The 21989-nt window shown below is 46.3% G+C and carries 20 protein-coding genes; 11 read left to right on the top strand and 9 right to left on the bottom strand.

Features of this window, described 5'->3' with window-relative positions; all coding sequences use genetic code 11:
• Positions 1–21 precede the first annotated feature (21 nt).
• Complete coding sequence (locus B2P60_RS00300; RefSeq protein WP_286738832.1) at positions 22–1101, bottom strand: polyprenyl synthetase family protein; 1080 nt, start codon at positions 1099–1101, stop codon at positions 22–24.
• A gap of 741 nt (positions 1102–1842) precedes the next feature.
• Here B2P60_RS00300 and fadB point away from each other — a divergent pair.
• The 4 genes from fadB (at position 1843) to B2P60_RS00280 (ending at position 6956) form a co-directional block, all read left to right on the top strand.
• On the top strand, positions 1843–4002 hold the full coding sequence (gene fadB, locus B2P60_RS00295) for a fatty acid oxidation complex subunit alpha FadB (RefSeq protein WP_286738831.1): 2160 nt from the start codon (positions 1843–1845) through the stop codon (positions 4000–4002).
• 225 nt (positions 4003–4227) lie between these two features.
• Positions 4228–5400 (top strand): acetyl-CoA C-acyltransferase FadA, encoded by a 1173-nt coding sequence (gene fadA / locus B2P60_RS00290; protein WP_193005194.1) that lies wholly within the window; start codon positions 4228–4230, stop codon positions 5398–5400.
• Between the two features lie 269 nt (positions 5401–5669).
• Positions 5670–6245 (top strand): isochorismatase family protein, encoded by a 576-nt coding sequence (locus B2P60_RS00285; RefSeq protein WP_198334851.1) that lies wholly within the window; start codon positions 5670–5672, stop codon positions 6243–6245.
• 81 nt (positions 6246–6326) lie between these two features.
• Positions 6327–6956, top strand: a complete 630-nt coding sequence (locus tag B2P60_RS00280; protein ID WP_286738830.1) for an HD domain-containing protein — start codon at positions 6327–6329, stop codon at positions 6954–6956.
• Between the two features lie 98 nt (positions 6957–7054).
• On the opposite strand, the gene asd is transcribed toward B2P60_RS00280, so the two are convergent.
• Positions 7055–7891 (bottom strand): archaetidylserine decarboxylase, encoded by an 837-nt coding sequence (gene asd / locus B2P60_RS00275; RefSeq protein WP_286738829.1) that lies wholly within the window; start codon positions 7889–7891, stop codon positions 7055–7057.
• A gap of 112 nt (positions 7892–8003) precedes the next feature.
• On the opposite strand from asd, the gene dtd reads away from it, so the two are divergent.
• The 3 genes from dtd to phoR all read left to right on the top strand — a co-directional run bounded on the left by dtd (position 8004) and on the right by phoR (position 10450).
• A complete protein-coding gene (gene dtd / locus B2P60_RS00270; RefSeq protein ID WP_286738828.1) occupies positions 8004–8459 on the top strand; it encodes a D-aminoacyl-tRNA deacylase in 456 nt (151 codons plus the stop codon).
• A gap of 145 nt (positions 8460–8604) precedes the next feature.
• The gene (gene phoB, locus B2P60_RS00265; RefSeq protein ID WP_198334847.1) at positions 8605–9309 is read left to right on the top strand and encodes a phosphate regulon transcriptional regulator PhoB; all 705 of its coding nucleotides are present in this window, start codon (positions 8605–8607) and stop codon (positions 9307–9309) included.
• Between the two features lie 52 nt (positions 9310–9361).
• Positions 9362–10450: a phosphate regulon sensor histidine kinase PhoR gene (gene phoR, locus B2P60_RS00260; protein ID WP_286738825.1), complete on the top strand. Its 1089-nt coding sequence runs from the start codon at positions 9362–9364 to the stop codon at positions 10448–10450.
• Positions 10451–10508: 58 nt separating this feature from the next.
• Here the strand turns inward: phoR and B2P60_RS00255 are convergent, their stop codons facing one another.
• Positions 10509–11099, bottom strand: coding sequence for a M23 family metallopeptidase (locus B2P60_RS00255; RefSeq protein WP_286738823.1), 591 nt, complete (start codon positions 11097–11099; stop codon positions 10509–10511).
• Between the two features lie 166 nt (positions 11100–11265).
• On the opposite strand from B2P60_RS00255, the gene B2P60_RS00250 reads away from it, so the two are divergent.
• Complete coding sequence (locus B2P60_RS00250; protein ID WP_286738822.1) at positions 11266–11961, top strand: putative quorum-sensing-regulated virulence factor; 696 nt, start codon at positions 11266–11268, stop codon at positions 11959–11961.
• A 45-nt stretch (positions 11962–12006) separates the two neighbouring features.
• Here B2P60_RS00250 and B2P60_RS00245 read toward each other — a convergent pair whose 3' ends face one another.
• Positions 12007–12852 (bottom strand): alpha/beta fold hydrolase, encoded by an 846-nt coding sequence (locus B2P60_RS00245; protein WP_349678340.1) that lies wholly within the window; start codon positions 12850–12852, stop codon positions 12007–12009.
• Positions 12853–13282: 430 nt separating this feature from the next.
• Here B2P60_RS00245 and B2P60_RS00240 point away from each other — a divergent pair, with 430 nt between their 5' ends.
• Positions 13283–13966: a TIGR00730 family Rossman fold protein gene (locus tag B2P60_RS00240; RefSeq protein WP_230709881.1), complete on the top strand. Its 684-nt coding sequence runs from the start codon at positions 13283–13285 to the stop codon at positions 13964–13966.
• A gap of 145 nt (positions 13967–14111) precedes the next feature.
• Here the strand turns inward: B2P60_RS00240 and B2P60_RS00235 are convergent, their stop codons facing one another.
• A complete protein-coding gene (locus B2P60_RS00235) occupies positions 14112–15668 on the bottom strand; it encodes an FAD-dependent oxidoreductase (RefSeq protein ID WP_286738818.1) in 1557 nt (518 codons plus the stop codon).
• 603 nt (positions 15669–16271) lie between these two features.
• Between B2P60_RS00235 and B2P60_RS00230 the strand changes: the two genes are divergently transcribed.
• Complete coding sequence (locus B2P60_RS00230; RefSeq protein ID WP_286738817.1) at positions 16272–16706, top strand: hypothetical protein; 435 nt, start codon at positions 16272–16274, stop codon at positions 16704–16706.
• A gap of 118 nt (positions 16707–16824) precedes the next feature.
• Here the strand turns inward: B2P60_RS00230 and B2P60_RS00225 are convergent, their stop codons facing one another.
• On the bottom strand, positions 16825–17430 hold the full coding sequence (locus B2P60_RS00225) for a YceI family protein (RefSeq protein ID WP_286738816.1): 606 nt from the start codon (positions 17428–17430) through the stop codon (positions 16825–16827).
• Between the two features lie 546 nt (positions 17431–17976).
• Between B2P60_RS00225 and B2P60_RS00220 the strand changes: the two genes are divergently transcribed.
• Positions 17977–18255: a type B 50S ribosomal protein L31 gene (locus B2P60_RS00220; RefSeq protein ID WP_193005207.1), complete on the top strand. Its 279-nt coding sequence runs from the start codon at positions 17977–17979 to the stop codon at positions 18253–18255.
• Positions 18256–18367: 112 nt separating this feature from the next.
• Here the strand turns inward: B2P60_RS00220 and B2P60_RS00215 are convergent, their stop codons facing one another.
• The 3 genes from B2P60_RS00215 to B2P60_RS00205 form a co-directional block, all read right to left on the bottom strand.
• Positions 18368–19198 (bottom strand): SGNH/GDSL hydrolase family protein, encoded by an 831-nt coding sequence (locus B2P60_RS00215; RefSeq protein WP_286738815.1) that lies wholly within the window; start codon positions 19196–19198, stop codon positions 18368–18370.
• Positions 19199–19202: 4 nt separating this feature from the next.
• A complete protein-coding gene (locus tag B2P60_RS00210; RefSeq protein WP_286738813.1) occupies positions 19203–20600 on the bottom strand; it encodes a nicotinate phosphoribosyltransferase in 1398 nt (465 codons plus the stop codon).
• A 174-nt stretch (positions 20601–20774) separates the two neighbouring features.
• A complete protein-coding gene (locus B2P60_RS00205; RefSeq protein ID WP_286738812.1) occupies positions 20775–21827 on the bottom strand; it encodes a bifunctional nicotinamide-nucleotide adenylyltransferase/Nudix hydroxylase in 1053 nt (350 codons plus the stop codon).
• Positions 21828–21989 lie beyond the last annotated feature (162 nt).

The raw sequence follows: 21989 nt of genomic DNA, 5'->3' as shown, positions 1-21989 counted from the left end.
CTTTGATGATTAAATTTTTGGTTATTTTTTACGGGCCCATAGCCATTCTATTAATGCCAGTAGAGCATCATTGTCGGTGTTACTGCTTGATTCATGACGGCTCAGCTCACGAGTAATGGCAGCGCGGCCGTCATTAAACAGCGATTGCGCATAAGCCGTTGCGTTTTCAACACCCATCAGTTTGACATAGGTGGACTTGTCTAGTTTTTCATCGCTACCAGCAGGTTTGCCGAGCGTATCCGTGCTGGTGGTCACATCTAAGATATCATCTTGGACTTGGAAAGCGAGACCAATGTGCTGAGCGCACTCTTGTAACGCCATACGCTGCAAAGCCGTCGCGCCAGCACAAATACCGCCCATGAGCATCGCCGCTTCAATCAATGCGCCCGTTTTATCACGGTGGATGGCTTCTAAATCGCTTTGTGAGATTTGGGGGCTGGCTTCAGCGTTGAGATCAAGCATTTGGCCTGCCACCATACGTCTGGCACGCGGCGCAAATACAGCAAATAGCTGGCTTGCGATAGCGGTATCAAAGGGCGCAAAGGTGGGCATCTCTGCGGTCAACACTTCAAAGGCGAGCGTCTGTAGGACATCTCCTGTCAGTAGCGCGGTCGCTTCACTAAAGGCAATATGACAGGTCGGCTGACCACGGCGCAGCTCATCATCGTCCATACAGGGTAAGTCATCATGCACCAATGAATAGGTATGCAGCAGCTCCACCGCCAACGCAGCACGGCGACACATATCATAGTCCGAGTCGTTCTCTAACAGCATCTCTAAGTCATCATTTAGCGCGGTATCTGTCAGGTTGGTACGACTACTAGATGAAAGGGCGTCTGAGGCAGTATTTATATTTGCGGCCACCTTCATACCATCATTGACGCTGGCAAAGGCGCTGGCGACCATCAATGGACGCACCAACTTGCCTTGGCCGGTCATCACATAACGACACGCATCAACTAGGGGAGTAGGAAGTTTGGCATAAGCAAACATCACCTCGATATCTTGAGCCAATTGGGCGCGCACGGCACTGTGGAATTGTTCGGTGCTGTGGTCAGCGCCATCAAAAGACATAAAGCTTGGTGTAGAAGAAACAGTCATAACCCAACCATTTATAAGAGGAATAATAAAAATATCGTTAGTGTAGCATGATAGATTGTAATCCTTGTCCGGCAGGTATGGTCGATGAATTATTTTTTGCTGGTTCACATTAAAAACAGCATGAAATACGCCAACAAGCCATCGTTACGTATTGGTGATTTAATTTGCTGTTTGAATGTGCTTTGATAAATGAGGCAATTGAGAGACTGATAAGCTACTGTCGATCGTGCTGAAGCGTGGATATTTGGGATAAAATATCAGTGTGCAAGCAGTCATTTAAAGCACAATGACAGGAAGGTAAAGGGCTACTATAGCTTTAAGAGTGACTTGCGAGTATGGTATTAGCTTGTGACAGTCAGGGGCATAATCCCCTACACTAATTGGCGTGAAAGTGGTCTGGTGATGAGACTGGGGGTTTTGCCCATCTGTCTAAGCGAAAAACTCACACGAGACCCAAGCCTAAACCGTGTTTGTCACATTATTATCGGCACCCATAGTATATAAATAACGTGCCGTGTGAGTTTGTGCAAGAGACGTCAAAATAGCAGTGAATACAAAATCATGAGCGCTGGATAACAAAGATATCTTCACTGATTAATCTGCTAGGTGTTTATCATGATGGGGTTGTTTATCATGATGAGCGGGCAGGTCAATACAGTGCTATTACCCATTTTACTAACAGTAACTGGCTATTTATTTTAATCCAAAACGTAGCTTTCGTTATATAGAAAGGAGTTTCAAATGGTATACCAAGGAAATCGCATTACGGTGACAATGCTAGAGGATGGCATCGCCAACATGCAGTACAACGCCGAAAATGAGAGCGTGAATAAGTTTGATGCTGAGACCAATAAGCAATTTGGCGAAGCTGTAAGCGCTTTAGAAAAAGATGACAACGTAAAAGGCCTTATCGTCACCTCAAGTAAAGGCGTGTTTATCGCTGGTGCTGACATCACAGAATTTGTTGGTTCTTTTAAGAAGCCAGAAAGCGAGATTAAAGACTGGGTTGTTGATGTTAACGACGCCTTTAACCGCTTTGAAGACTTGCCGTTTCCGAAAGTAGCTGCCATCAATGGCGCAGCGCTTGGCGGTGGTTGTGAGATGACGTTGGTTTGTGAATACCGTGTCATGAGTGACAAAGCAATCATTGGCCTACCAGAAACTCAGCTGGGCATTTTCCCAGGGTTTGGCGGCACGGTTCGTAGTACGCGTGTGATTGGTATCGACAATGCGCTTGAGCTGATCGCGACTGGTACGCCAAAAAAACCTCTTGATGCCTTAAAGCTAGGCTTGGTTGATGCAACCGTACCGGCGGATGACCTGCAAGATGCGGCGATTGATTTGGTCAAAAAATGTATCTCAGGTGAGCTTGATTGGCAAGCGAAACGCGAAGAAAAGCTTGCGCCTGTTAAGCTAAACCAGCTTGAGCAAGCCATGGCGTTTAACAGCGCAAAAGGCATGATCTTTGCCAAAGCCAATCCTAAACAGTACCCAGCACCAGCAATCGCCATCGAGACGATTGAGAAGCACGTCAATCTACCACGTGATAAAGCGATTGAAGTAGAAGCCGCTGGTTTTGCAAAAGCCGCTAAAACCCCACAAGCAGAAAGCTTGGTTGGTCTGTTCTTAAACGATCAGTTGGTCAAAAAATTAGCGAAGCAGCACAGCAAAAAAGCTCATGAAATCACTGAAGCGGCGGTATTGGGCGCCGGTATCATGGGTGGCGGTATCGCTTATCAAGCAGCGAGCAGAGGCCTACCAATCATCATGAAAGACATCAAGGCTGAGCAATTAGACCTTGGTATGGGTGAAGCCAGCAAACTGCTTGGCAAAATGGTTGAACGTAAGAAAATGACCCCAGCAAAAATGGGTGAAACGTTAAGCCGCATTCGTCCAACCTTAAACTATGGTGACTTTAGCGATACCGATATCGTCATCGAAGCTGTGGTAGAAAATCCAAACGTTAAGCGTAGTGTGTTAAAAGAAGTGGAAGGCTTGGTTAAGGACGATTGCATTTTAGCGTCAAACACCTCAACCATTTCTATTACTTATCTAGCAGAAGCGCTTGAGCGTCCAGAAAACTTCGTTGGTATGCACTTCTTTAACCCAGTGCACCGTATGCCACTAGTAGAGGTTATCCGTGGTGAGAAGTCCTCTGAAGAAGCCATCGCGACCACCGTTGCGCTCGCCTCTAAAATGGGCAAAGTGCCTGTCGTGGTCAACGACTGCCCAGGTTTCTTGGTAAACCGTGTCCTGTTCCCATACTTTGGCGCGTTTGACTTGCTACTAAAGCAAGGGGCTGATTTTGCTCATGTCGATAAAGTCATGGAAAAATTCGGCTGGCCAATGGGTCCTGCTTATCTAATCGACGTCGTCGGTTTAGACACGGGTGTCCATGGCGCAGAAGTCATGGCGGAAGGTTTCCCAGATCGCATGAAGCCTGATTATAAAGGGGCGATTCAGCATTTATATGAAAACGAGCGCCTAGGTCAGAAAAATGGCGTTGGTTTTTACAAGTACGAGACAGACAAGCGCGGTAAGCCAAAGAAAGTTGCGGATGACGCCACTTATGAGTTGCTAAAAGCAACGACTGATAGTGACAAGCAAGCGTTTGATGATCAAGCGATCATCGACCGTACCATGCTGGCTTTCTGTAATGAAACCGTACGCTGCCTAGAAGACAACATCGTGTCTACGCCATCTGAAGCGGATATGGCGATGATTATGGGCGTTGGTTTCCCGCCATTCCGCGGTGGTCCTTGCCGTTATATCGACCAAATGGGTCTAGATAACTACTTGGCACTGTGTGAAAAATACGCGCACCTTGGCAAAGCCTATGAAGCGCCGCAAAAGATTCGCGATATGGCAGCAGCAGGCGAGACCTTTTACGCAACAGCGTAAGGGGCGGTCATTACTAGGATGAAGTGCAGTACGTTTGCTTATTGAGAGGGAAGCCACTGGTGTGACGATACTCTTTAGGGGCAAACGTACGGTTACAGTTGGTTCAAACGCTGGTACAAAGGCATCGCGCGCAGAGGTACCTATCGTACCTTCAGCAAGATTGCGATGTAATAAAGCGTAAATGAGCTGGCTACACTGACAATAAAAATTGAAAAGGAAGATAGTATGACAACTTTAAGTCCAAAAGACGTGGTCATCGTAGATGGCGTACGCTCAGCGATGGGTAAATCTAAAAACGGTATGTTCCGCCATGTTCGCGCTGATAGCATGTCTGCTGAGTTGGTGCGTGCATTGGTTGAACGTAACGACTTTGACCCACGTGACGTTGAAGACATCATCTGGGGCTGTGTCAACCAGACGCTAGAACAAGGCCTAAATATCGGTCGTAACATCGGCTTATTGGCGGGCATTCCAAAGACAGCGGGTGGCCAAACGGTAAACCGCCTGTGTGGTTCTTCTATGCAGGCGCTACACACGGCCGCCGCGCAAATCATGACCAACCAAGGTGAGATCTTTATCATTGGTGGTGTCGAGCATATGGGTCACGTGGGCATGATGCATGGTGTTGATCTCAACCCTGAAGCATCAAAGCATTACGCTAAAGCCTCAAACATGATGGGCTTGACGGCTGAAATGCTTGGCCGTATGAATAACATCACACGTGAAGAGCAAGACGCTTTTGGTCTTGAGTCACATCGCCGTGCATGGGCTGCCACCACTGAAGGTCGTTTTGACAATGAAATCATCGGTATCGAAGGTCATGATGCCGCTGGTCGCTTGCAGCTATGTACCGTGGATGAAGTCATTCGTCCCGATGCAACGATGGAGCAAATGCAAAAGCTACGTCCAGCGTTTGATCCAAAAGGCGGTACGGTGACTGCGGCAACCTCATCTGCACTATCTGACGGTGCGTCAGCAATGCTCGTCATGAGCGCCCAAAAAGCCAAAGATTTGGGTCTAAAGCCACGTGCTCGTATTCGTAGCATGGCCGTTGCTGGTTGTGATGCTGCTATTATGGGTTATGGCCCTGTCCCTGCTACCAATAAAGCGTTGAAGCGTGCTGGCATGAGCATCGATGACATGCAAACCATCGAGCTAAATGAAGCATTTGCAGCCCAAGGCTTATCCGTATTAAAAGCGCTAAACTTGACTGACAAGCAAGACATCGTCAACATCAATGGTGGCGCGATTGCGCTTGGTCATCCACTCGGGTGTTCTGGTGCTCGTATCACAGTGACTTTGCTAAACGCGATGGAGCAATCAGACACTGAAATCGGTCTAGCGACAATGTGTATCGGTCTTGGTCAAGGGATCGCTACCGTTATTGAGCGTGTCTAAATTGATAAATTGATCGCCGATTTGTAGTGTTTAACGTCCGTAAATGCACGAATAAAAACCTCTAGTCACGATGACTGGAGGTTTTTTTTGTGGGTTAAAAGGGTGCAGTATACAAGCATAAAATCAGTGATAAACTGTGATTAAAAGTTATCTCCATTGACGCATCAGCCAAACTGTGACTAAATAAGAGTAAGCTGAGCTAAGACACTATTGATGTTACCTTTAACATCGCTTTTAATAATAAATGTCAGCCGTACAAGGAGTGTACTATGTCTACTATGATTACCGATCGTACCTATCGCATCGCTCGTGAAAACACACAAGCGATGATTATCGATGTACAAGAGCGCTTAACGCCGCACATTTATGACCATGAAAATATTTTAAAAAAAATAGTCACGCTGATCAAAGGTCTGCAGGCGCTCAACATTCCTATTATGCTCAATGAGCAGTATAAAAAAGGTCTAGGCGATACGTTACCCGAGATACGTGATGTATTAGAAGGTGAGAATGCCAAAAGCTTCGAAAAAGTGACCTTTAGCGCCTGTGATAATAATGACGCGTGGCACTATCTGGCGCAGCAGAATCGTAGCACTATCTTGTTATTCGGTGTTGAGGCACACGTCTGCGTGCTCCAAACAGCGCTCGATTTACTTGATAACGGTATGCAACCAGTCATTATTGGTGACGCAGTCGGCTCACGTTTTCCTTATGATAAAAAACAAGCCATTCGCCGTATTCGCCGGGCAGGTGGAGTGATTACCACCGTTGAGACTATTTTGTTTGAGCTGTGCCGAAGTAGTCAAGACCCTGCTTTTAAAACCATTAGTCATTTAGTCAAATAATTGACGCAGCCCGTCGCAGTCATTTGCATGAGATAGCGCTTGATAAAATAAGCGCTATTTTGCTTTTTATCAGAGAGTAATATGTCCTTAAACAAACCTATGTCATTCAACAACGCCACCCTCACCTCAAATATCGCTATCGATGATGTCACGCACTTTCTACTGGAATTAGATGCACTCAAACGTATCAATCGCCGCAGCTACGTGACACAGACCACTCGTCATGAAAACTCTGCTGAACATTCTTGGCATTTAGCGATGGCATGTTGGTCAATTACTGAGTTATTTGAGCTGGATGTCAATCATGAGAGCGTACTCAAGATGGCGCTGGTCCATGATTTGGGCGAGATTGACGCGGGAGACACCTTCTTGTATGCCAACACGCGACGTGATGCTCATGTTGAAGAGCGTGCTGGGATCGCTAGATTGCAACGCGAGCGGGGCAATGGTATTAGGGACTTGAGTGAGGTTTGGGAGGCGCAAGAGACAGGCCGCAGCAAAGAGGCTCAGCTGCTTCGCGTGGTTGATCGTTTATTACCATTTTTGCTAAACCTAAATACCAATGGCAAAACGTGGATTGAGCTTGGCGTCACGCGCACCCAAGTGGCGGGCGCGCACGCCTTTATTAAAGACAGTTTTCCAGCCATTCATGACTGGCTGTCGAAAAACATTGAATACGCGACCCGGCAAGGATGGTTGATTGATGAGTAAGTGGATAAAATCTCTATAAATGACAGACACATAAAAGCCCAGTAACACGTCGTCATCCACGTAGCACTGAGCTTTTATGTCGTGATTAAAGAGCAAGCTTATTTGCTATTAGTGACCCCTAATAACTGTCCCATTTTTACAAAACTGTTGGCTTGCATCGTCTCTTGCCAGTCAGCTTTTGCCGCTTTTGGTAGCACGACAATAGCAGTGGAACCCAGATAAAAACGCCCAAGCTCGTCGCCCTTTTCAAAGTGCATGTCATGATTCGCTTTTTGTATGTCCTCAGTACGGGCGATCTTGCCTGTCGCCACTGTCTCAATACCAGCGACGATCATAGCGCCAACCATCACAACGGCCGCTTTTCCATACTGGGTATCAAACATACAGACCAGACGCTCATTACGCGCAAACAAGTCGGGCACGTTAGCAGCGGTGGTGGTATTGACAGAAAACAGCGTACCAGGCACATAGCGAGTCTTGGTCAATGTACCTGCAAATGGCATATGGACGCGGTGATAGTTACTGGGTGCTAGATAAACGGTCGCAAAACTGCCATCGGCAAAATAACGACCATCTTCGCTATCGGCAAGCAGTTGCCCAACGTCATAATAGCGCCCTTTTGCTTGAAACACTTTATGGTCGTCAATCTGTCCTAGTTGAGAGATAATACCATCAGCAGGACTGACAATGCCCTCAGCCGTGCTGTCGATAGGGCGCGCATCTTCTTTTAACTCACGCGTAAAAAAATCATTGAAGCTCTCATAAGCGTTGAGACTTTGGCGCTCATACTCATCCAAGCTGACATTGTAGGCTTTGGCAAAGCTACGAATAAAGGTACGTTTGACATAAGGATGACGGCTGGCGGCCAAACGCCCTGCGACTTTACTCAGCTGCTGCTGCGGGACAAGCTGTTGTAAGGTGGTGAACAAATTCATAATAAGGCTACCAAAATAAAGTTTAGTGTAATCATTAATAGGCAAGTGAATGGCTATATTTTATCATGGACAGCCGTGTATTGTATGACCATAATCTGTAAGGAATCAGTAAATGAAAGCACTTATACAACGAGTACACTGTGCGAGTGTCACCGTCGATGAGCATTGTGTGGGTAGCATCGAGCAGGGGATATTGGCGTACATTGGCTTGGGTCCCGATGATACCCTCCAAACCGCACAGCGCATGATTGATAAAATCCTGACGTATCGTATTTTTGAGAATGACGACGATCCTGCCAAATACGGTAAACTGGACAAAAATGTCCAGCAAGTGGGTGGTGGATTGTTATTGGTGTCACAATTTACCTTGATGGCAAAAACAGACAAAGGTCGCCGTCCTGACTTTGGCGGGGCAATGCCACCTCATGCGGCACAGGTCTTATTTGCTCAATTGGTCGAGTACGCAAAGACTCAGCATTCTACCGTTGCTACTGGTCAGTTTGGCGCTGACATGCAAATTGAGAGTATCAATGATGGACCGATAAACTTTTTATTAGATATAAATTAAACCACCGCAGTGCTTTAGAGCATGAGAAATTTAAACGATCACTGTCATTAAGCTGTCACAATTAATCCGTTTAATAGATAGAAGCTGACGAGTATGTATTGTCTTTTCACCTGCTAAACTTTGTCCTCTAACACTGAGATGCCACATGTACAATGAGCAAATTTTGATTGTTGAAGATGAACCTGCCATTCGTGAGATGGTCGTCATGACATTGGAGATGGCTGGATTTGATAGCCTGCAAGCCGCTGATGTGTCCGAGGCGCACCAGCAAGTGGTTGACCACAGGCCTGCGCTGATTTTGTTGGATTGGATGCTACCTGGCGATAAAAGTGGTGTGGATTTTTGTCGCATGCTCAAAAACGATGAGTTGCTCTCTGAGATACCAGTGATCATGCTAACAGCTAAAAGCGAAGAAGACAGCAAAGTGCATGGCCTCGATGCGGGCGCCGATGATTATATGACCAAGCCTTTTTCTACTCGTGAATTGGTCTCTAGAATCAAAGCGGTATTACGTCGTAGTAATGCACTCAGTAGCGACAAGTCTATCGAAATCGGAAAACTAAGCTTAGATCCAAAAAGTCAGCGTGTGACCGCTGCTGGTAGGGTCATTGACGTTGGACCTACTGAGTATCGATTGTTGGCATTTTTTATGAGTCATCCAGAGCGTGCTTATACGCGCACACAGTTGCTGGATCAAGTATGGGGCGGCAATGTTTATATTGAAGACAGAACCATTGATGTCCATATCAAGCGTTTGCGTACATTGCTGCGCCCTCACGATTGCGATACTTTGATACAGACTGTACGCGGTACAGGCTATCGATTTTCTAGCCTTATTGAGCCAAATTAATCTGGTATAAGCCATGTCAATCTAAGGCAATGGATAGTGGTAAGGATGAGAAATGGACAAGATGGCACCCATACAAAATAAGCAAAATACATTAGAGTCGATCTCCCAGCAGAATACAGCGGAGCAACTGCAAAAAATCAGAAGCGCACTACGAGCACTACGAGATGCGGTGATTTTGCTCAATGATGACGATGGTCTAGAGTGGTGGAATCAAGCGGCGCAAGATTTGCTATCGTTGCAGCCCATTGATAAAGGTCAAAGTATTTTTGATTACATTACGGTACCTGAGTTTCGGCAGTACTATAAAAACACCACGCTGCCCAACGACGGTGTGCATCTCGAGTCGTGGCGTGATCCCAGTCGTTATTTAAAGTGTGAGATCACGCCTTTTGGGGATGAGAGGCTGTTGTTTATTTATGATGTGACCCGCTTGCGGCATTTAGAGCAAATGCGTCAAGACTTTGTGGCCAATGTCTCGCATGAGCTGCGCACACCATTGACCGTGATGATGGGTTATCTAGAAAACTTTTCAGATCAGCCAGATATGCCACCGAAGTGGCGGCGCGGTTTTGAGCTGATGACCCAGCAGACTGCGCGTATGAATAGAATTGTAAATGACTTACTGCTGTTGTCTAAGATAGAGATTGAAGAGTCTCACGAGCTCAATTACATAAATATGACCAAGCTGTTGACCAATATCTATGACGATGCGCAGGCTTACAATCAGGCCTACAAACACATCATTCATCTGCATATAGACACTTATGATGGGCTATATGGGTCAGAGATGTATTTGAACAGTGCGTTGTCCAACTTGGTGATTAATGCGATCAAATACACACCGAAAGGCGGCAATATTACCATCAGTTGGACGCGGACGGCGGATGGTTGTCGGTTTGCTGTCGAAGATGATGGCCTTGGTATCGCACCTCAGCACATTGCCCGTTTGACAGAGCGCTTTTATCGTATCGATAAAGGCCGCAGCCGTGCGACAGGCGGTACGGGGTTAGGGTTAGCCATTGTAAAGCACGTCTTGCACCAGCATGAGGCACACTTGCAGATTGACTCAGTAGAAGGGGAGGGTTCGACATTTAGCGCGGTGTTTCCAGCAGCTTGTGTGCGCTCTGCGTCTACAGATTAAGGATACGCGTTCTATTAATAAGCGGTCTTTGAACGTGCTAAACAGTGCGTTGCAAACGCTACTCTTTTTGCAAAAGCGGATAAGGGTTAACCGCGCTACCATTAATATAAATGCCGTAATGCACATGGGGCGGTGTGCCTTTTGCGTTGCCGCTGTCACCCACATAACCGATCACCTCGCCTTGGTTGACCCAGTCATTGGGAGCGATGTCGGCATAGTCTTCTAAATGCGCATAATAGTGCCCTGCACCGCCCGGCCCTACGACCACGACCACACGACCACCTAAATTATTCTCGCCAACTTTGCTGACGATACCTTGGGTTGTCGACTGGATAGGGGTGTGGCGAGGTGCAAAAATATCGATGCCTTCGTGGGAGCGCCCTTGACTACGCGCTGCGCCCCAAGTGTCTGTCAGGTTTTGCTCTGGGAGTGGGCTGGGTAAGCTATTCTCTGTGGGCAGCGCTTGTTGCAATAGACTCAGCTGCTGCCATTTGGCGACCACAAATGACTGGGTTTGCTGGCTAATGCTCGGTAGCAGTTTGTCCAAGACAAATAATAGCGCTAGCAGTAGCGTGGCCTTGATCAGTATGCTTATCACACGACTGAAAAAAGAGGGCTTTGGCTGCGGGGTTTTTCCATCTGCTGGCATGGATATCTCTTATATATATTTTATTGCCTGAATCAACATTATATGGGTGTGGCCGATTAACGTGTGTATAGCATTGTTATTTCAGCATTTTAACCTCATAAATATAACGCTTCTTTTCAAACACAACTTTTAAAATACAATGGCTGTTATTGATGGCTGACTCTTTATGACTGATTTTTTTATGGCTGCCACAGCGCTTATTATTGACACCGAAACCGATCAAGGGCGTGATCCACGGCCTATCCAAGTTGCGACTATTAATGTAGCGACGGGCTATGAGTGGATGCAATACTTTAACAGCGGCCGCTCAATATCACCTACTGTCATCAAGGTGCACGGCATTACCGATGAGGATGTCGCAGGGCTTGAGCGTTTTGATTTGGCTGAGTTTGAGTTACCAGCGTACTTAATTGGCCATAATGTCCGGTTTGATTGGCGGGTGATTGGCAGCCCATCTACTAAGCTGATTTGTACCGTGAGGCTTGCGCGTGCCGCCTTTCCAGAATGGAGCGCTTATGGTCAGTCTAAGTGTATCGAGCAATTATTGGGCGAGGGCGAGGCGAGTGCAATGACGATGGCCGCCCATGACGCGTTAGGGGATGCACGGATGTGCTATCTGCTCTATCAGGCATGCTGTGAGCGTCTGACGATTGCACCGACCGATTTTGCAGCGGCACATGCTATCTCTAATACCGCCAATCCAGTGAGTAAAATGCCCTTTGGTAAATATAAAGGTAGGCCCATCAAAGAGGTGCCCATCAGCTATGTTAGATGGATGATGGGCAATATTCATAACATGCAGCCATCGCTTTATTCTGCGTTGACGAAGCGCATCAAGGCAGAAGAAGGCGCGAAGGAATAAATAGCGTTGTTTGAATTGAGGACACGCCCTAAAACAAATACGAGATCATGGCTGCTTATCTAGCCAATCTACTGCCATCTGCCACAACTCTGGCGCTTTGGCATGGGTTTTACTACTAAAATAACGCATGTGTCCGATGTGGCTCAGGCCGAATTCTTTAGGGTCTAAAAAACGTTTTTCCACGGGCATTTTTGTAAACACCCGTATCATATCGTCCATATTTTTACTATTGGCGATATCATCATCGCTAAAGCCTAACCACAATGCTGGCGTGCTTATCTCATCATAAAAATGCGTGTGGATGCTCTTGCCAAACGCCGTCTTGATATAACCTGAGCCGTTGCACCATTCACGCCATTGACGAGCAACCCCGCGTGGCAATGGTTCGCCCATACCGACTTTATCCGCAGGCGTGTAACCCAGCGTTAGGTTGGCCAGTGGAATAAACGCATCCATAAAGCCCATCGCTTTGAGCTTATAGGGCATGTCCATATTTTTGATGCAGCCTGAGGAGCAGGCGACATTAAATACGGACGTAATGGCCTTGTAGTTTGGCATTAAACCAAGCAGCTGACCGCCCGCGCTATGACCGATGAGGTGATAAGAGGCATCGGCAAATTCATCTTGCAACGCATCGAGCACGGCTGGCATATCGTGGCGACCCCAACTGATGAGTGAGGCGTCACATTTTGCCAAGTCGGTTGAAAGCGATTTGCCAATCCCTTCATTGTCAAAGGTCAGTACACCAAAGCCATTTTCTGCTAAATAAGTCGCAAAATTGTGGTAAAACTGACGTTTGATACCCGTTGCTGGCGCTATCATGACGGCTGTTTTTACCTGTGTCTTAGGGCGATAGGTTGTCGCTGCTAAAGGGTGATTACGCGCGGTCATGATACTCAGTGAGTAGGTGTCAATATCAGCACCAGTATCGTTACTGTGCTTGTCTCTAGAGTTTAGTGGCCCTATAGAAGGGGGCGTGCGAGTATTATCCATGGTGTTACCTTAAAGTTTTTTATTGTTTGTTAGCGTAGAGAGAGACGGTTTACTTGACATAATTTATCAATGCTCAGCGCCAAAAATGTCATAATTGCGTAGAGATAAATCGTTGCGACCACGTGGTAGTATCGCTTATGTTAAGATAAATGCTGGTAAGCCAGGCGATCAAATATGACTTCTAAGTTCTATGTGATTTATCCTCGATGACACTGGCCACAAATATTTGAATGCATATCCTGTTTTGAATATTTAACACGCTTTAATAAATATGTCGCCATCAGCAAGCACTCGTAAAAACAATTGAAATGAAAATTAAGGACGTTATATGCAAATGAAAATTAATAATGATACTTATGAGGTCATTACTAGCCAAGACATTACCAATATTGAAAAAGCAGTCGATAAATCAACCTTGATGATGCCACTGGTGGCGGTTTATTGTGGCTCACGTTTGGGCAACAGTGAGGTGTATGAGCAGGCCGCTCGCGAGCTGGGACTTGCCTTGGCAGATAATGGTTTGGGTTTGGTCTACGGTGGGGCGAGTATAGGGCTAATGGGGGCGGTTGCGGATGAGGTTATCCGCGGCGGGGCGCAAGCCGTGGGGGTGATTCCCACTTTTATGCTCAAGCACGAAATTGCTCATGAACAGCTGACCCGCCTGCATTTGACCGATACCATGCACACGCGTAAAACAGTGATGGCAGAGTACGCCGACGCTTTTATTACGTTGCCAGGCGGACTTGGAACGTTGGAAGAGATTATGGAAATTGCCACATGGCGACAGTTGTATCAACATGAAAAGCCGATGATTATCCTTAATATCAATGGCTTTTATGATCGTATGATTGAGCATCTAAAATACACCGCTGAGCAGGGCTTTATGAAGCAAGAAGATCTTGAGCGTTTGGTGGTTTGCAACACCATCAATGAAGCCATTGACCTGCTAAAGACAGTGGTCAAGATAGACGACACCGTCGACACGGAAAAAATGGCTGGTAGTGAAAGCTAAAACCTAGCTGTGACTGTGTAAACCATGATGAAATCCGTTATATAGCGATAAGACAAAGACAAAAGGGCAGCAGTAGTCAATGATTGATTACTGCTGCTCTTTTTTGTTTTATTAGCAGCCTATAGGAGCAAAACACATTAGAGCGTTAGGTTTTATCTGATAATAAGTTATCTAGCGCTTTTTCGCGAATACCGTGGTTCACATCCGCCATCGCTGGCGGAAATCCGCGCTCTTCAGCGAGCATGCGGGCGACTTTGTCAATACCCAAGCTATTATTGCGCACAAGATAAGACCATTCATGGGCATAACGATTGCGGTTGGCGGGCGTGTCATTATCAATCAACCCAAGCGCCGTCAACTCGTCCACAATCTGGTCGGCAGCAATTAAGGTCGATGACGCTTTAACATTTTCAGCGCGGGCGTAGCGTATATTAGAATACAGGCTCACATCAGCAACTCGCAACGTATCGTCTTGACCGGGGATTTGCTGCCCACCATATAAGGCGTTACCGACTGTGCGCGCACTATGGAACGTCGGTACAAACTCCGCTATATGATTGATGGCTTGCTGGCTACGCGCTTGTAGCGGTGCTTTATCCCAGCCCTCTTCGATATAATGGACGTATTGCTGAGGCAACTCTGGTTGGGCGCTGTCTTTACTAGAAGCGACCAGTCCATCATCGAATAGGGTGATGAACTTACTCATACCATGTATTTGAAAGTATCCGCCTGGATAAGGGGTAAGCTGCGCCATACCTGCGGGTGTACCGCGATTACCATAAACAATAATCTCCGGTATCTGGCCGCCAGTATCCTCCCAATGCGTAATATAAGAAGACTTAAACTCGACCATGCGGGTGACTTTTACGCCGACCATATCGTCGATTACGCCAGTACGAAAGCCACACGCGTTGATTAAGTAATCTACCTCGATGGCCTCAGATGCAGAGTCGGAAACAGCCGCTTGCTGATAGTCGATGCGCCATTTGGTGACATGGTGATCCGCGTTTGAGCAGTTTTCACAATCGACCGGCAGGACTTGCTTAACCTGAGTATCAGTAAAGACGTGAGCATGCTCATCACCTTCTAACGCCAACTGAGCAGAGGCAGCTAAACGAAAAATATTCCAACCATACTCTTGTACGACAATCAGCGGAAACTTGACTTTGCTTAAATCCAAGTACTTCGCAACCGGTATCATCCATTCGTCAACGGTACTTGGCACAGCGACTTGCTCACGTTCAGCCAATTCAGTCAGTTGTTCATGACTATATAGTTGATAGTAGTTCTCAGGCTCACCCAATACTTTATTGTTGCTATCTTGGGAAATAAGGTCGCGATAAGCGTCTGTCAATATATCAAGGCGCGGCAACAAGTCCTCGGGCAGGCCTTCATCACGAGTGGGGACGGCAAACACGGTGGGGCGTACATCGATGGTATAAGGATAAAGACGCAAGATATCGATACACTGCTTGAGGAGCGCAACGCAGTCCTCATCAGGAATCTCACGATAAAGATTGCCACCCGCATGCAAATGACACATCGGCGGCCCATCGATAAGTGATTTATTTTTTTCAAATAAGTAAGTTTCAAGCCCTAGCGCGGCTAGGCGAATAGCAATGGTTGCGCCTGCCGTCCCACCACCGAGAATGCCGACGCGTTTGCCGGCATGAACGGGTTTTTTATTCGTAGAGTGAGTCATTATCGTTGTTGTATCCTTGATAGCATCCCCATCAGGTCATGCTCGGCGTATTCATTAATGAGTTTGTGAGTGCTGATATGCGTGCAAAGCTCGTCAAGTTCAATACTTATATTAAGCCGCAATGGTCACATCTATCACTGTTTAGTAATTCTTAATTTGCGTGACGATATTCTACGAAAAACTACAAGCAAAGTAACGGCAAATACGTAAGGAGATACATGAGTTTTGTCAACGAATAGAGACGGTTTTATCAGTGATAGAGGAGTGGCGGCAAAATTAAGCTCATCAGTACAAAATGGACAATAGCAAACCGCAATACACATTTGCATACGCTTCACCTTGTTATTAGAACTGGGTGGAGAGCTGGCGTCTGTACCGTTAAGACGCTCGTATACTCAATTGTTAAAAATGATACGCTTTTGTAAATTCGGGGGTGGCTAGAGCCGACTTTCTAAAAGCATGTGCTATATTAAAATGGCACAAAGCTAGGTTCAAACCGCTCTTTATTGCCGTCTAGGTGATAAACGATAAGAAGACATTTAAATAAAAATTTACGATGACAATGAAAACGACAATGACAATGACAACGATAAGGAAGTTACTATGAAACGTGTGCTTATGTTATCTGCGCTCACTGGTGTTTTGACGCTTAGTGGGTGTTCAACGTTAAACAATGTATTCGGTAATGATGATTCTGGCATGCATGAGGTGCAAGCCACCACGACAAATACGGCGCCAGTAGCCAGTAAAAACGGCGTACTAGTCGATGCCACTAACCATATGACCTTGTACACTTTTGACAAAGATTCTATGAATAAATCAGAGTGCGGTTCTGCATGTTTGTTGGCGTGGCCGGCATTTATGGCGCCTAGTAACGCACAAGCTTCTGGTCAATTTGCAGCGTTTCAACGTGAAGACGGCAAATACCAGTGGGCAGTGAATGGCAAGCCTTTATACTTCTATGCCAATGACACAAAAGTTGGCGACCAAAATGGCGATAACAAACTTGGCGTTTGGCATGTCGTTAAAACCAACTAATGCTTCGCCCATACGTGAGATTTATGATTGAGCCGGATCAAAAAAGCAACCATCAAAGTGGCTGCTTTTTTATTTTAATCAAAGAGAACAATGTTCTTTTTTAGTCTAAAAGCTAGGACTATTTTGCTTTTTTCTCTACTAATTCACCATCTATTTGAATAGGCACGCTGGTAGTAACGCCTTGAGAATACGCATCCATACCATAAGCCGTACGATCGATAGTCCCTGTCGCACGGAAGCCAATAACAGGCTCATTGGTCATTGGACTGTTAGCGACTTTCTTTAACGTTAGGTTAAGCGTTACTGGTTTGGTTTGACCCAGTAAAGTAAAGTCACCGGTTACTTTTGCTTGTTGTGGGTTTATAAAGTTAACCTGTGTCGATTTAAAGCTCATGGTAGGATATTTTTCAACATTGAAAAACTCATCGGTTTTTAGATGCTCATCACGCGCTTTCCAAGCAGTGTCAATACTGTCGGTATCAATGACAAAGTTAAGCTGGGCTTGGTTTGGGTTTTTAAGGTCAAATTGAACGGTACCCTCTACATCACTAAAGTGACCCATAACGGTAGAAAATCCCATATGTTCAACAGAAAAGCCGACGCGAGTATGCGAGTCGTCTAACTGCCATTGACTCGGAAGTGCAGCACTAGCCATGGTAGTAACAGCAAGGGTGGAGCTGAATAGCAGGGCTTTTGCGGTATTTTTCATTACAGCGTTTATCATTAGCGTATCCTTATTGAGTGTGCATTAATTGAGCGTTCATTCATTGACGGTCGTTTATTGATGTAGGCTAATAGTTAGTAGAGAAGCCCGTATCATACCAAAGCAGTCGGGGGTAGAGCCTAGGTAGTCACTCACCTCATTACCCATGTCCTTTGTGAATGACAAACCTCTCCCTTTAAACTACTATTATTAAATTAATCTATAACATCAGATAGGATTGGTTATCTTACCTAATGGAATATTGTACTGGTATAAACCGTATATCTCAATACCGGGGTTGTTTTGCTGACAACTTATCACATATAACCCTCATAACTGCTGCTTGCATAGAACGTCGAAAACCGTTAAAATCGCGTTTTGATTTTCCCGCTGGGGAAAGGCTAAGTGAGCAGGGGTGTGGTGCTCTGTGCTGGAATAAGCCAGTGACGCAGTTGCCATTCTTATAAATGTCCTTAGTGCCTCAGTTACGTATGTCATTGCTGGTTTGACCCACCATAAAGATGGTGTAAAAATCACGCTACATACATCGGACCTAGAGAGTTTATTATGCGTAAAGATATCCATCCTAATTACCAAGAAGTTTTATTCCATGACACTAACGCTGACGTGTTCTTTTTGACTCGTTCAACCGTTAAAACGAAAGCCACTCGTGAATACGAAGGCACAGAATACCCATACTACCCACTTGATATCTCAAGTGCATCGCATCCGTTCTATACTGGCGAGCAGCGTAAAACCTCTACTGAAGGCCGTGTTGCTAGCTTCAACAAACGCTTTGGTGCATTCGGTGGCCGTAGCAAGAAAGCCGCTGATTCTGCTGAATAATTTACACTTATTGTGTAAAGGTCGTTCGCTAAACCATAAAAAACCGCTGATGAGTCAGCGGTTTTTTATTGGGTGGTTAAAAGTAAATCCCCCCTGTTTTACAGCTAGAAAACTAAGACGTGGAAGCATCAAGCACCTGAATGATTCGTTCGGCCAACTGCTGCGCCCAGTAACCATACATGAGGCTGCTGGGATGAAAACCGTCACTGGCAAACATGACTGCGATATCAATTGGCTCGCCATTAGCGTGCTCTTCTATCATCCGTGGAAAGTCGGTTGCCATATAGGTGACGCTGTCATTAGCAGCACACTCTTGCTGCAATACCTTGTCAAGAATTGAGGCTTTTGCGCCAACAAAGTTATTGAGCGGGGCAGGTATCGCCGGCATTTGTGCCATCGGCGGTAGACTTAAAAAAATCAGTTCGCGTACGCCAAATTTACGCTGAGCGATAGCAATGATGTCTTTAATTTGCTGTTGCCATTTATGCACAGAGACGTTAGAGGTCGTGTCATTCACCCCGACACTCAGTACCATCACATCAACAGGCTGGCTGGGCGGAGGTAGGACATAGAGCCTACGCAAGATATCAAAGCTGGTATGGCCAGTGGTCGCTTGCAACGACCAGACCAACTCATCAAACTGGGTACAAATATCGGACTGCTGCGCTAATATGGGAATCAGCTTGCCGACTAGCGCCTCTTGCTGGGTCTGACTACCAACCCCCGCTGCTGCCGAGTCACCAACAATCATGAGATTTAGTGTTGGCTTACGCTTATTTTTGGCCGTAATGGTAGCTTCTGGTAATGACACATGACCGTGCCTTTCTCCATTTGGCTCAGGTAGGCGTACGGTATCACGCTTGATTTTGCGCCCTTGATACAAGTACACAGGGGCGAGGAGCACATCTCTTGCGACAGAGGTTACTTTATTGCTATTTATCATATTGCTACCATCCTGCACGCTCCCGAATAGTGGTAAGACTGTCGTCGATTAATAATTCACCATCGATATAGACATCCCGTAGCAGATTGTCAGAAACTGTGGCCAACGCCTCAGCTTTGATGGTTTTTAGTGCGCCGCTGCTGTCTTTTATCAAGGCTAAGCGCCCTTTTTTTGAGCGTTTAGAGCGGCTGGTCACAGGGTCTTTGTAGATGTCTTTCCATGCCCCATCGATAGAGATAGCACTGGCTTTCATCGCCCAACTCATGGTGTCGCGATTGACTTGTTGTAGTAAGCCGCCGCCCATACCGAACGTCACGTTGTCAGCGCTAAAGCCTGCTTTCATCACCACATCAATAATCTTACTCAAGCTTTGTGGACTGATGCCATCGCCTTGGATGACGCGTACATAGTCCGGCAGTACTTTATAACCCTTACTATTGATGCTCGTACCAAACTTCACCGCCAAACGCTCTAACGCCTCACGAACCACTTTAGCAGGGTCGCCACTGTCTGGTCTGATGACCAAGGTGCCGCCCATGTTTTTTACCTCGTCTTTTAAGCTGCCACCCCACACATTGTCAATGGCATTCCACAAGTCATAGCTGTCAGAGACGACAGAAAAACTTTTTCCCTTACCACCAAACTGCTCAATCATATTGGCAAAGGCGGCGGTTTCGCCGTCACGTCCCCATGCCGTCATGGTGCTGTGTTCGGCCGCTGGGATAGAAAACGCTGGCATGTCTTTATCCATCTGGTACCAGCGACTGGCAGCAACCAGCGCAGTCATAGAATCGGTGCCAGAAAAATTCACCAAATGCGCCAAACTGCCGAGGGCGACCGATTCTTGGCTAGAAGCGCCTCGCGCGCCAAAATCATGCAAACGAAAAGTGAGCGATTCTGTGTTGTCCGCTGACTTTTCTAGCGCTTGACGAATGATGCATTTGCAGTAGTGCGAGACACTAGCGACCGTTGAGGGATACCAAATCGCGCGTAATAGGGCCGTTTCGATATAACTGGGTAGCCAGTAAAACTCAGGATCGGTATTGATGACTTGGCAGACCACATTGGATACGGGCACGATGCTGCCTTCGGGTACAGCTTCGATACGTAGTGGCAAATAACCATTGTGTTTGTCAACCAAACGCTCCCAGCCAGCACGGTTAAAGGTCAAGCCATGTGCTTGAATGACCATTTCGGCTTCGTCAATGTCTTGATGCGTGATAGGGGTGCTTAAGTACTCTTTAATAAAGGCTTGTAAGCCAAAGAACACCACATCGTAGTCGCCTTTACGCGCTTCAATATAGCTCGACAGATAGTCACTACCGCTTGGGTATTGCACCCAATGTGAGGTTTTATAGCTGTCACTATTGAGTATTAAGTTATTCAAATTACTGGTGTACATCACAGAACTCCTCTGCTTTTAGATATCGCAGCTGCTTTCATGAAGATCAACTGCGGTTAGATTAACCATTGACGTCTATCGGCGTTGGCATAAAAGTATATAAAATAAATGACACAGACTGTCATTAGTGAACCACTGGTAAATAACGTATCAGCCGTCAACGACAAAAAAAGGCTATAACCCAACCATTTTGGTGATAATCGCGTAATGATCTTCAAACATCATTTTGGCATCAAGCTCAGCTAATGGTAACCAAAATGCCTGAGCAGCATCGTCGCCGCCTTTTACTTTGGGTAAGCCTTTTGGATCGTTTTTAAGCTGAAAGTAAAATGCTTGCGTAATCGTGCGACCGCGTGCTGAGCGATAAGGATCGTCAAAGGTATGCTGACTGTGGCAAGAGCCACGCAAAACGGGCTCAGGTACTTTAAGTTGAGTCTCTTCGCGTAGCTCGCGGATACACGCATCAAACAGCGTCTCTTTTGGATTGATAAAACCCCCTGGTAGTGCCCAAAGTCCACGTCCTGGCATGCTACGGCGCTCGACTAACAAGATATGCCCTGACTGTACAATCAAGGCATCAGCTGTCATAAAGGTAGGGGGATAAGGCGCAGACTCCCACTGTCTTTTGTATTTATCAATAAAATCTGCTTCTTCATGCAGCTGTTGGTACTCAGCTGTTTTTTTAAAATCGTTCAAGACCTTGCGCGTTGATTCTGGGGTGCGATCAGGCGTTGGGGTCGCGCCCATCAGGTAGCTGTCACGAATAGGAGTGGCGGACAGGTTGTGGTAATTGGGGACAGAAACCGATGCCCAGTTTGGAAAGAGCGACAAATAATACGATGAGCTGTCTTTTGAATGGCCGATCAAACCGATGTCAGCTTGTAAGTCGCCTGTGACAGATTTTACCCCAGCTTGCACATATTGCAGCCAGCGCGTGTCATTGTAGAGCGCATCATCTAACCCGACGCAGTGAATACGCGCGGCTTCCTCTGCCGAGTATGCGCCCTTAATCATCGCGGCACGCTCAGCCACGCTAAATGGATTGCGTAAGCTACGAGGAAGGTTAGCTGAGCCGATAAGCATAATCACCTCATCCGAGCGTTTTAATGCCTCGTCGATGACCGCTTTATGCCCTCGATGAAACGGCTGAAAACGTCCGATAAACACCAAGTAACGATAGTGTTTATCGTTTTTCTTATCTGAATGTTGTTCTGATGAGTCACTCATATGCGCCAATTTCCTACTACTCAAGTTTCATTGGTTAAAAATTTTCATTGGTTAAAAATAAGTAATGCGGCCAATACTGACACAGCCCATCACTGGCTGACAAGTGTAAAGATGTTTAGAGGTGTGATGATGTGATAAGCGTAGAAAAAGGTCTTTTTCAGT

Origin of the sequence: Psychrobacter sp. UBA3068 (assembly GCF_002366815.1) — a bacterium.
Taxonomy (GTDB): domain Bacteria; phylum Pseudomonadota; class Gammaproteobacteria; order Pseudomonadales; family Moraxellaceae; genus Psychrobacter; species Psychrobacter namhaensis.
Note: the sequence above shows the minus strand (reverse complement) of the source record. Positions and strands in the feature narration are given on the sequence as shown.

Bases quoted from the DNA above. Each gene is read 5' to 3' on its own strand.
- B2P60_RS00300 (WP_286738832.1), bottom strand. From the start codon at position 1,101: ATGACTGTTTCTTCTACACCAAGCTTTATGTCTTTTGATGGCGCTGAC.
- fadB (WP_286738831.1), top strand. From the start codon at position 1,843: ATGGTATACCAAGGAAATCGCATTACGGTGACAATGCTAGAGGATGGC.
- fadA (WP_193005194.1), top strand. From the start codon at position 4,228: ATGACAACTTTAAGTCCAAAAGACGTGGTCATCGTAGATGGCGTACGC.
- B2P60_RS00285 (WP_198334851.1), top strand. From the start codon at position 5,670: ATGTCTACTATGATTACCGATCGTACCTATCGCATCGCTCGTGAAAAC.
- B2P60_RS00280 (WP_286738830.1), top strand. From the start codon at position 6,327: ATGTCCTTAAACAAACCTATGTCATTCAACAACGCCACCCTCACCTCA.
- asd (WP_286738829.1), bottom strand. From the start codon at position 7,891: ATGAATTTGTTCACCACCTTACAACAGCTTGTCCCGCAGCAGCAGCTG.
- dtd (WP_286738828.1), top strand. From the start codon at position 8,004: ATGAAAGCACTTATACAACGAGTACACTGTGCGAGTGTCACCGTCGAT.
- phoB (WP_198334847.1), top strand. From the start codon at position 8,605: ATGTACAATGAGCAAATTTTGATTGTTGAAGATGAACCTGCCATTCGT.
- phoR (WP_286738825.1), top strand. From the start codon at position 9,362: ATGGACAAGATGGCACCCATACAAAATAAGCAAAATACATTAGAGTCG.
- B2P60_RS00255 (WP_286738823.1), bottom strand. From the start codon at position 11,099: ATGCCAGCAGATGGAAAAACCCCGCAGCCAAAGCCCTCTTTTTTCAGT.
- B2P60_RS00250 (WP_286738822.1), top strand. From the start codon at position 11,266: ATGACTGATTTTTTTATGGCTGCCACAGCGCTTATTATTGACACCGAA.
- B2P60_RS00245 (WP_349678340.1), bottom strand. From the start codon at position 12,852: ATGACCGCGCGTAATCACCCTTTAGCAGCGACAACCTATCGCCCTAAG.
- B2P60_RS00240 (WP_230709881.1), top strand. From the start codon at position 13,283: ATGCAAATGAAAATTAATAATGATACTTATGAGGTCATTACTAGCCAA.
- B2P60_RS00235 (WP_286738818.1), bottom strand. From the start codon at position 15,668: ATGACTCACTCTACGAATAAAAAACCCGTTCATGCCGGCAAACGCGTC.
- B2P60_RS00230 (WP_286738817.1), top strand. From the start codon at position 16,272: ATGAAACGTGTGCTTATGTTATCTGCGCTCACTGGTGTTTTGACGCTT.
- B2P60_RS00225 (WP_286738816.1), bottom strand. From the start codon at position 17,430: ATGATAAACGCTGTAATGAAAAATACCGCAAAAGCCCTGCTATTCAGC.
- B2P60_RS00220 (WP_193005207.1), top strand. From the start codon at position 17,977: ATGCGTAAAGATATCCATCCTAATTACCAAGAAGTTTTATTCCATGAC.
- B2P60_RS00215 (WP_286738815.1), bottom strand. From the start codon at position 19,198: ATGATAAATAGCAATAAAGTAACCTCTGTCGCAAGAGATGTGCTCCTC.
- B2P60_RS00210 (WP_286738813.1), bottom strand. From the start codon at position 20,600: ATGTACACCAGTAATTTGAATAACTTAATACTCAATAGTGACAGCTAT.
- B2P60_RS00205 (WP_286738812.1), bottom strand. From the start codon at position 21,827: ATGAGTGACTCATCAGAACAACATTCAGATAAGAAAAACGATAAACAC.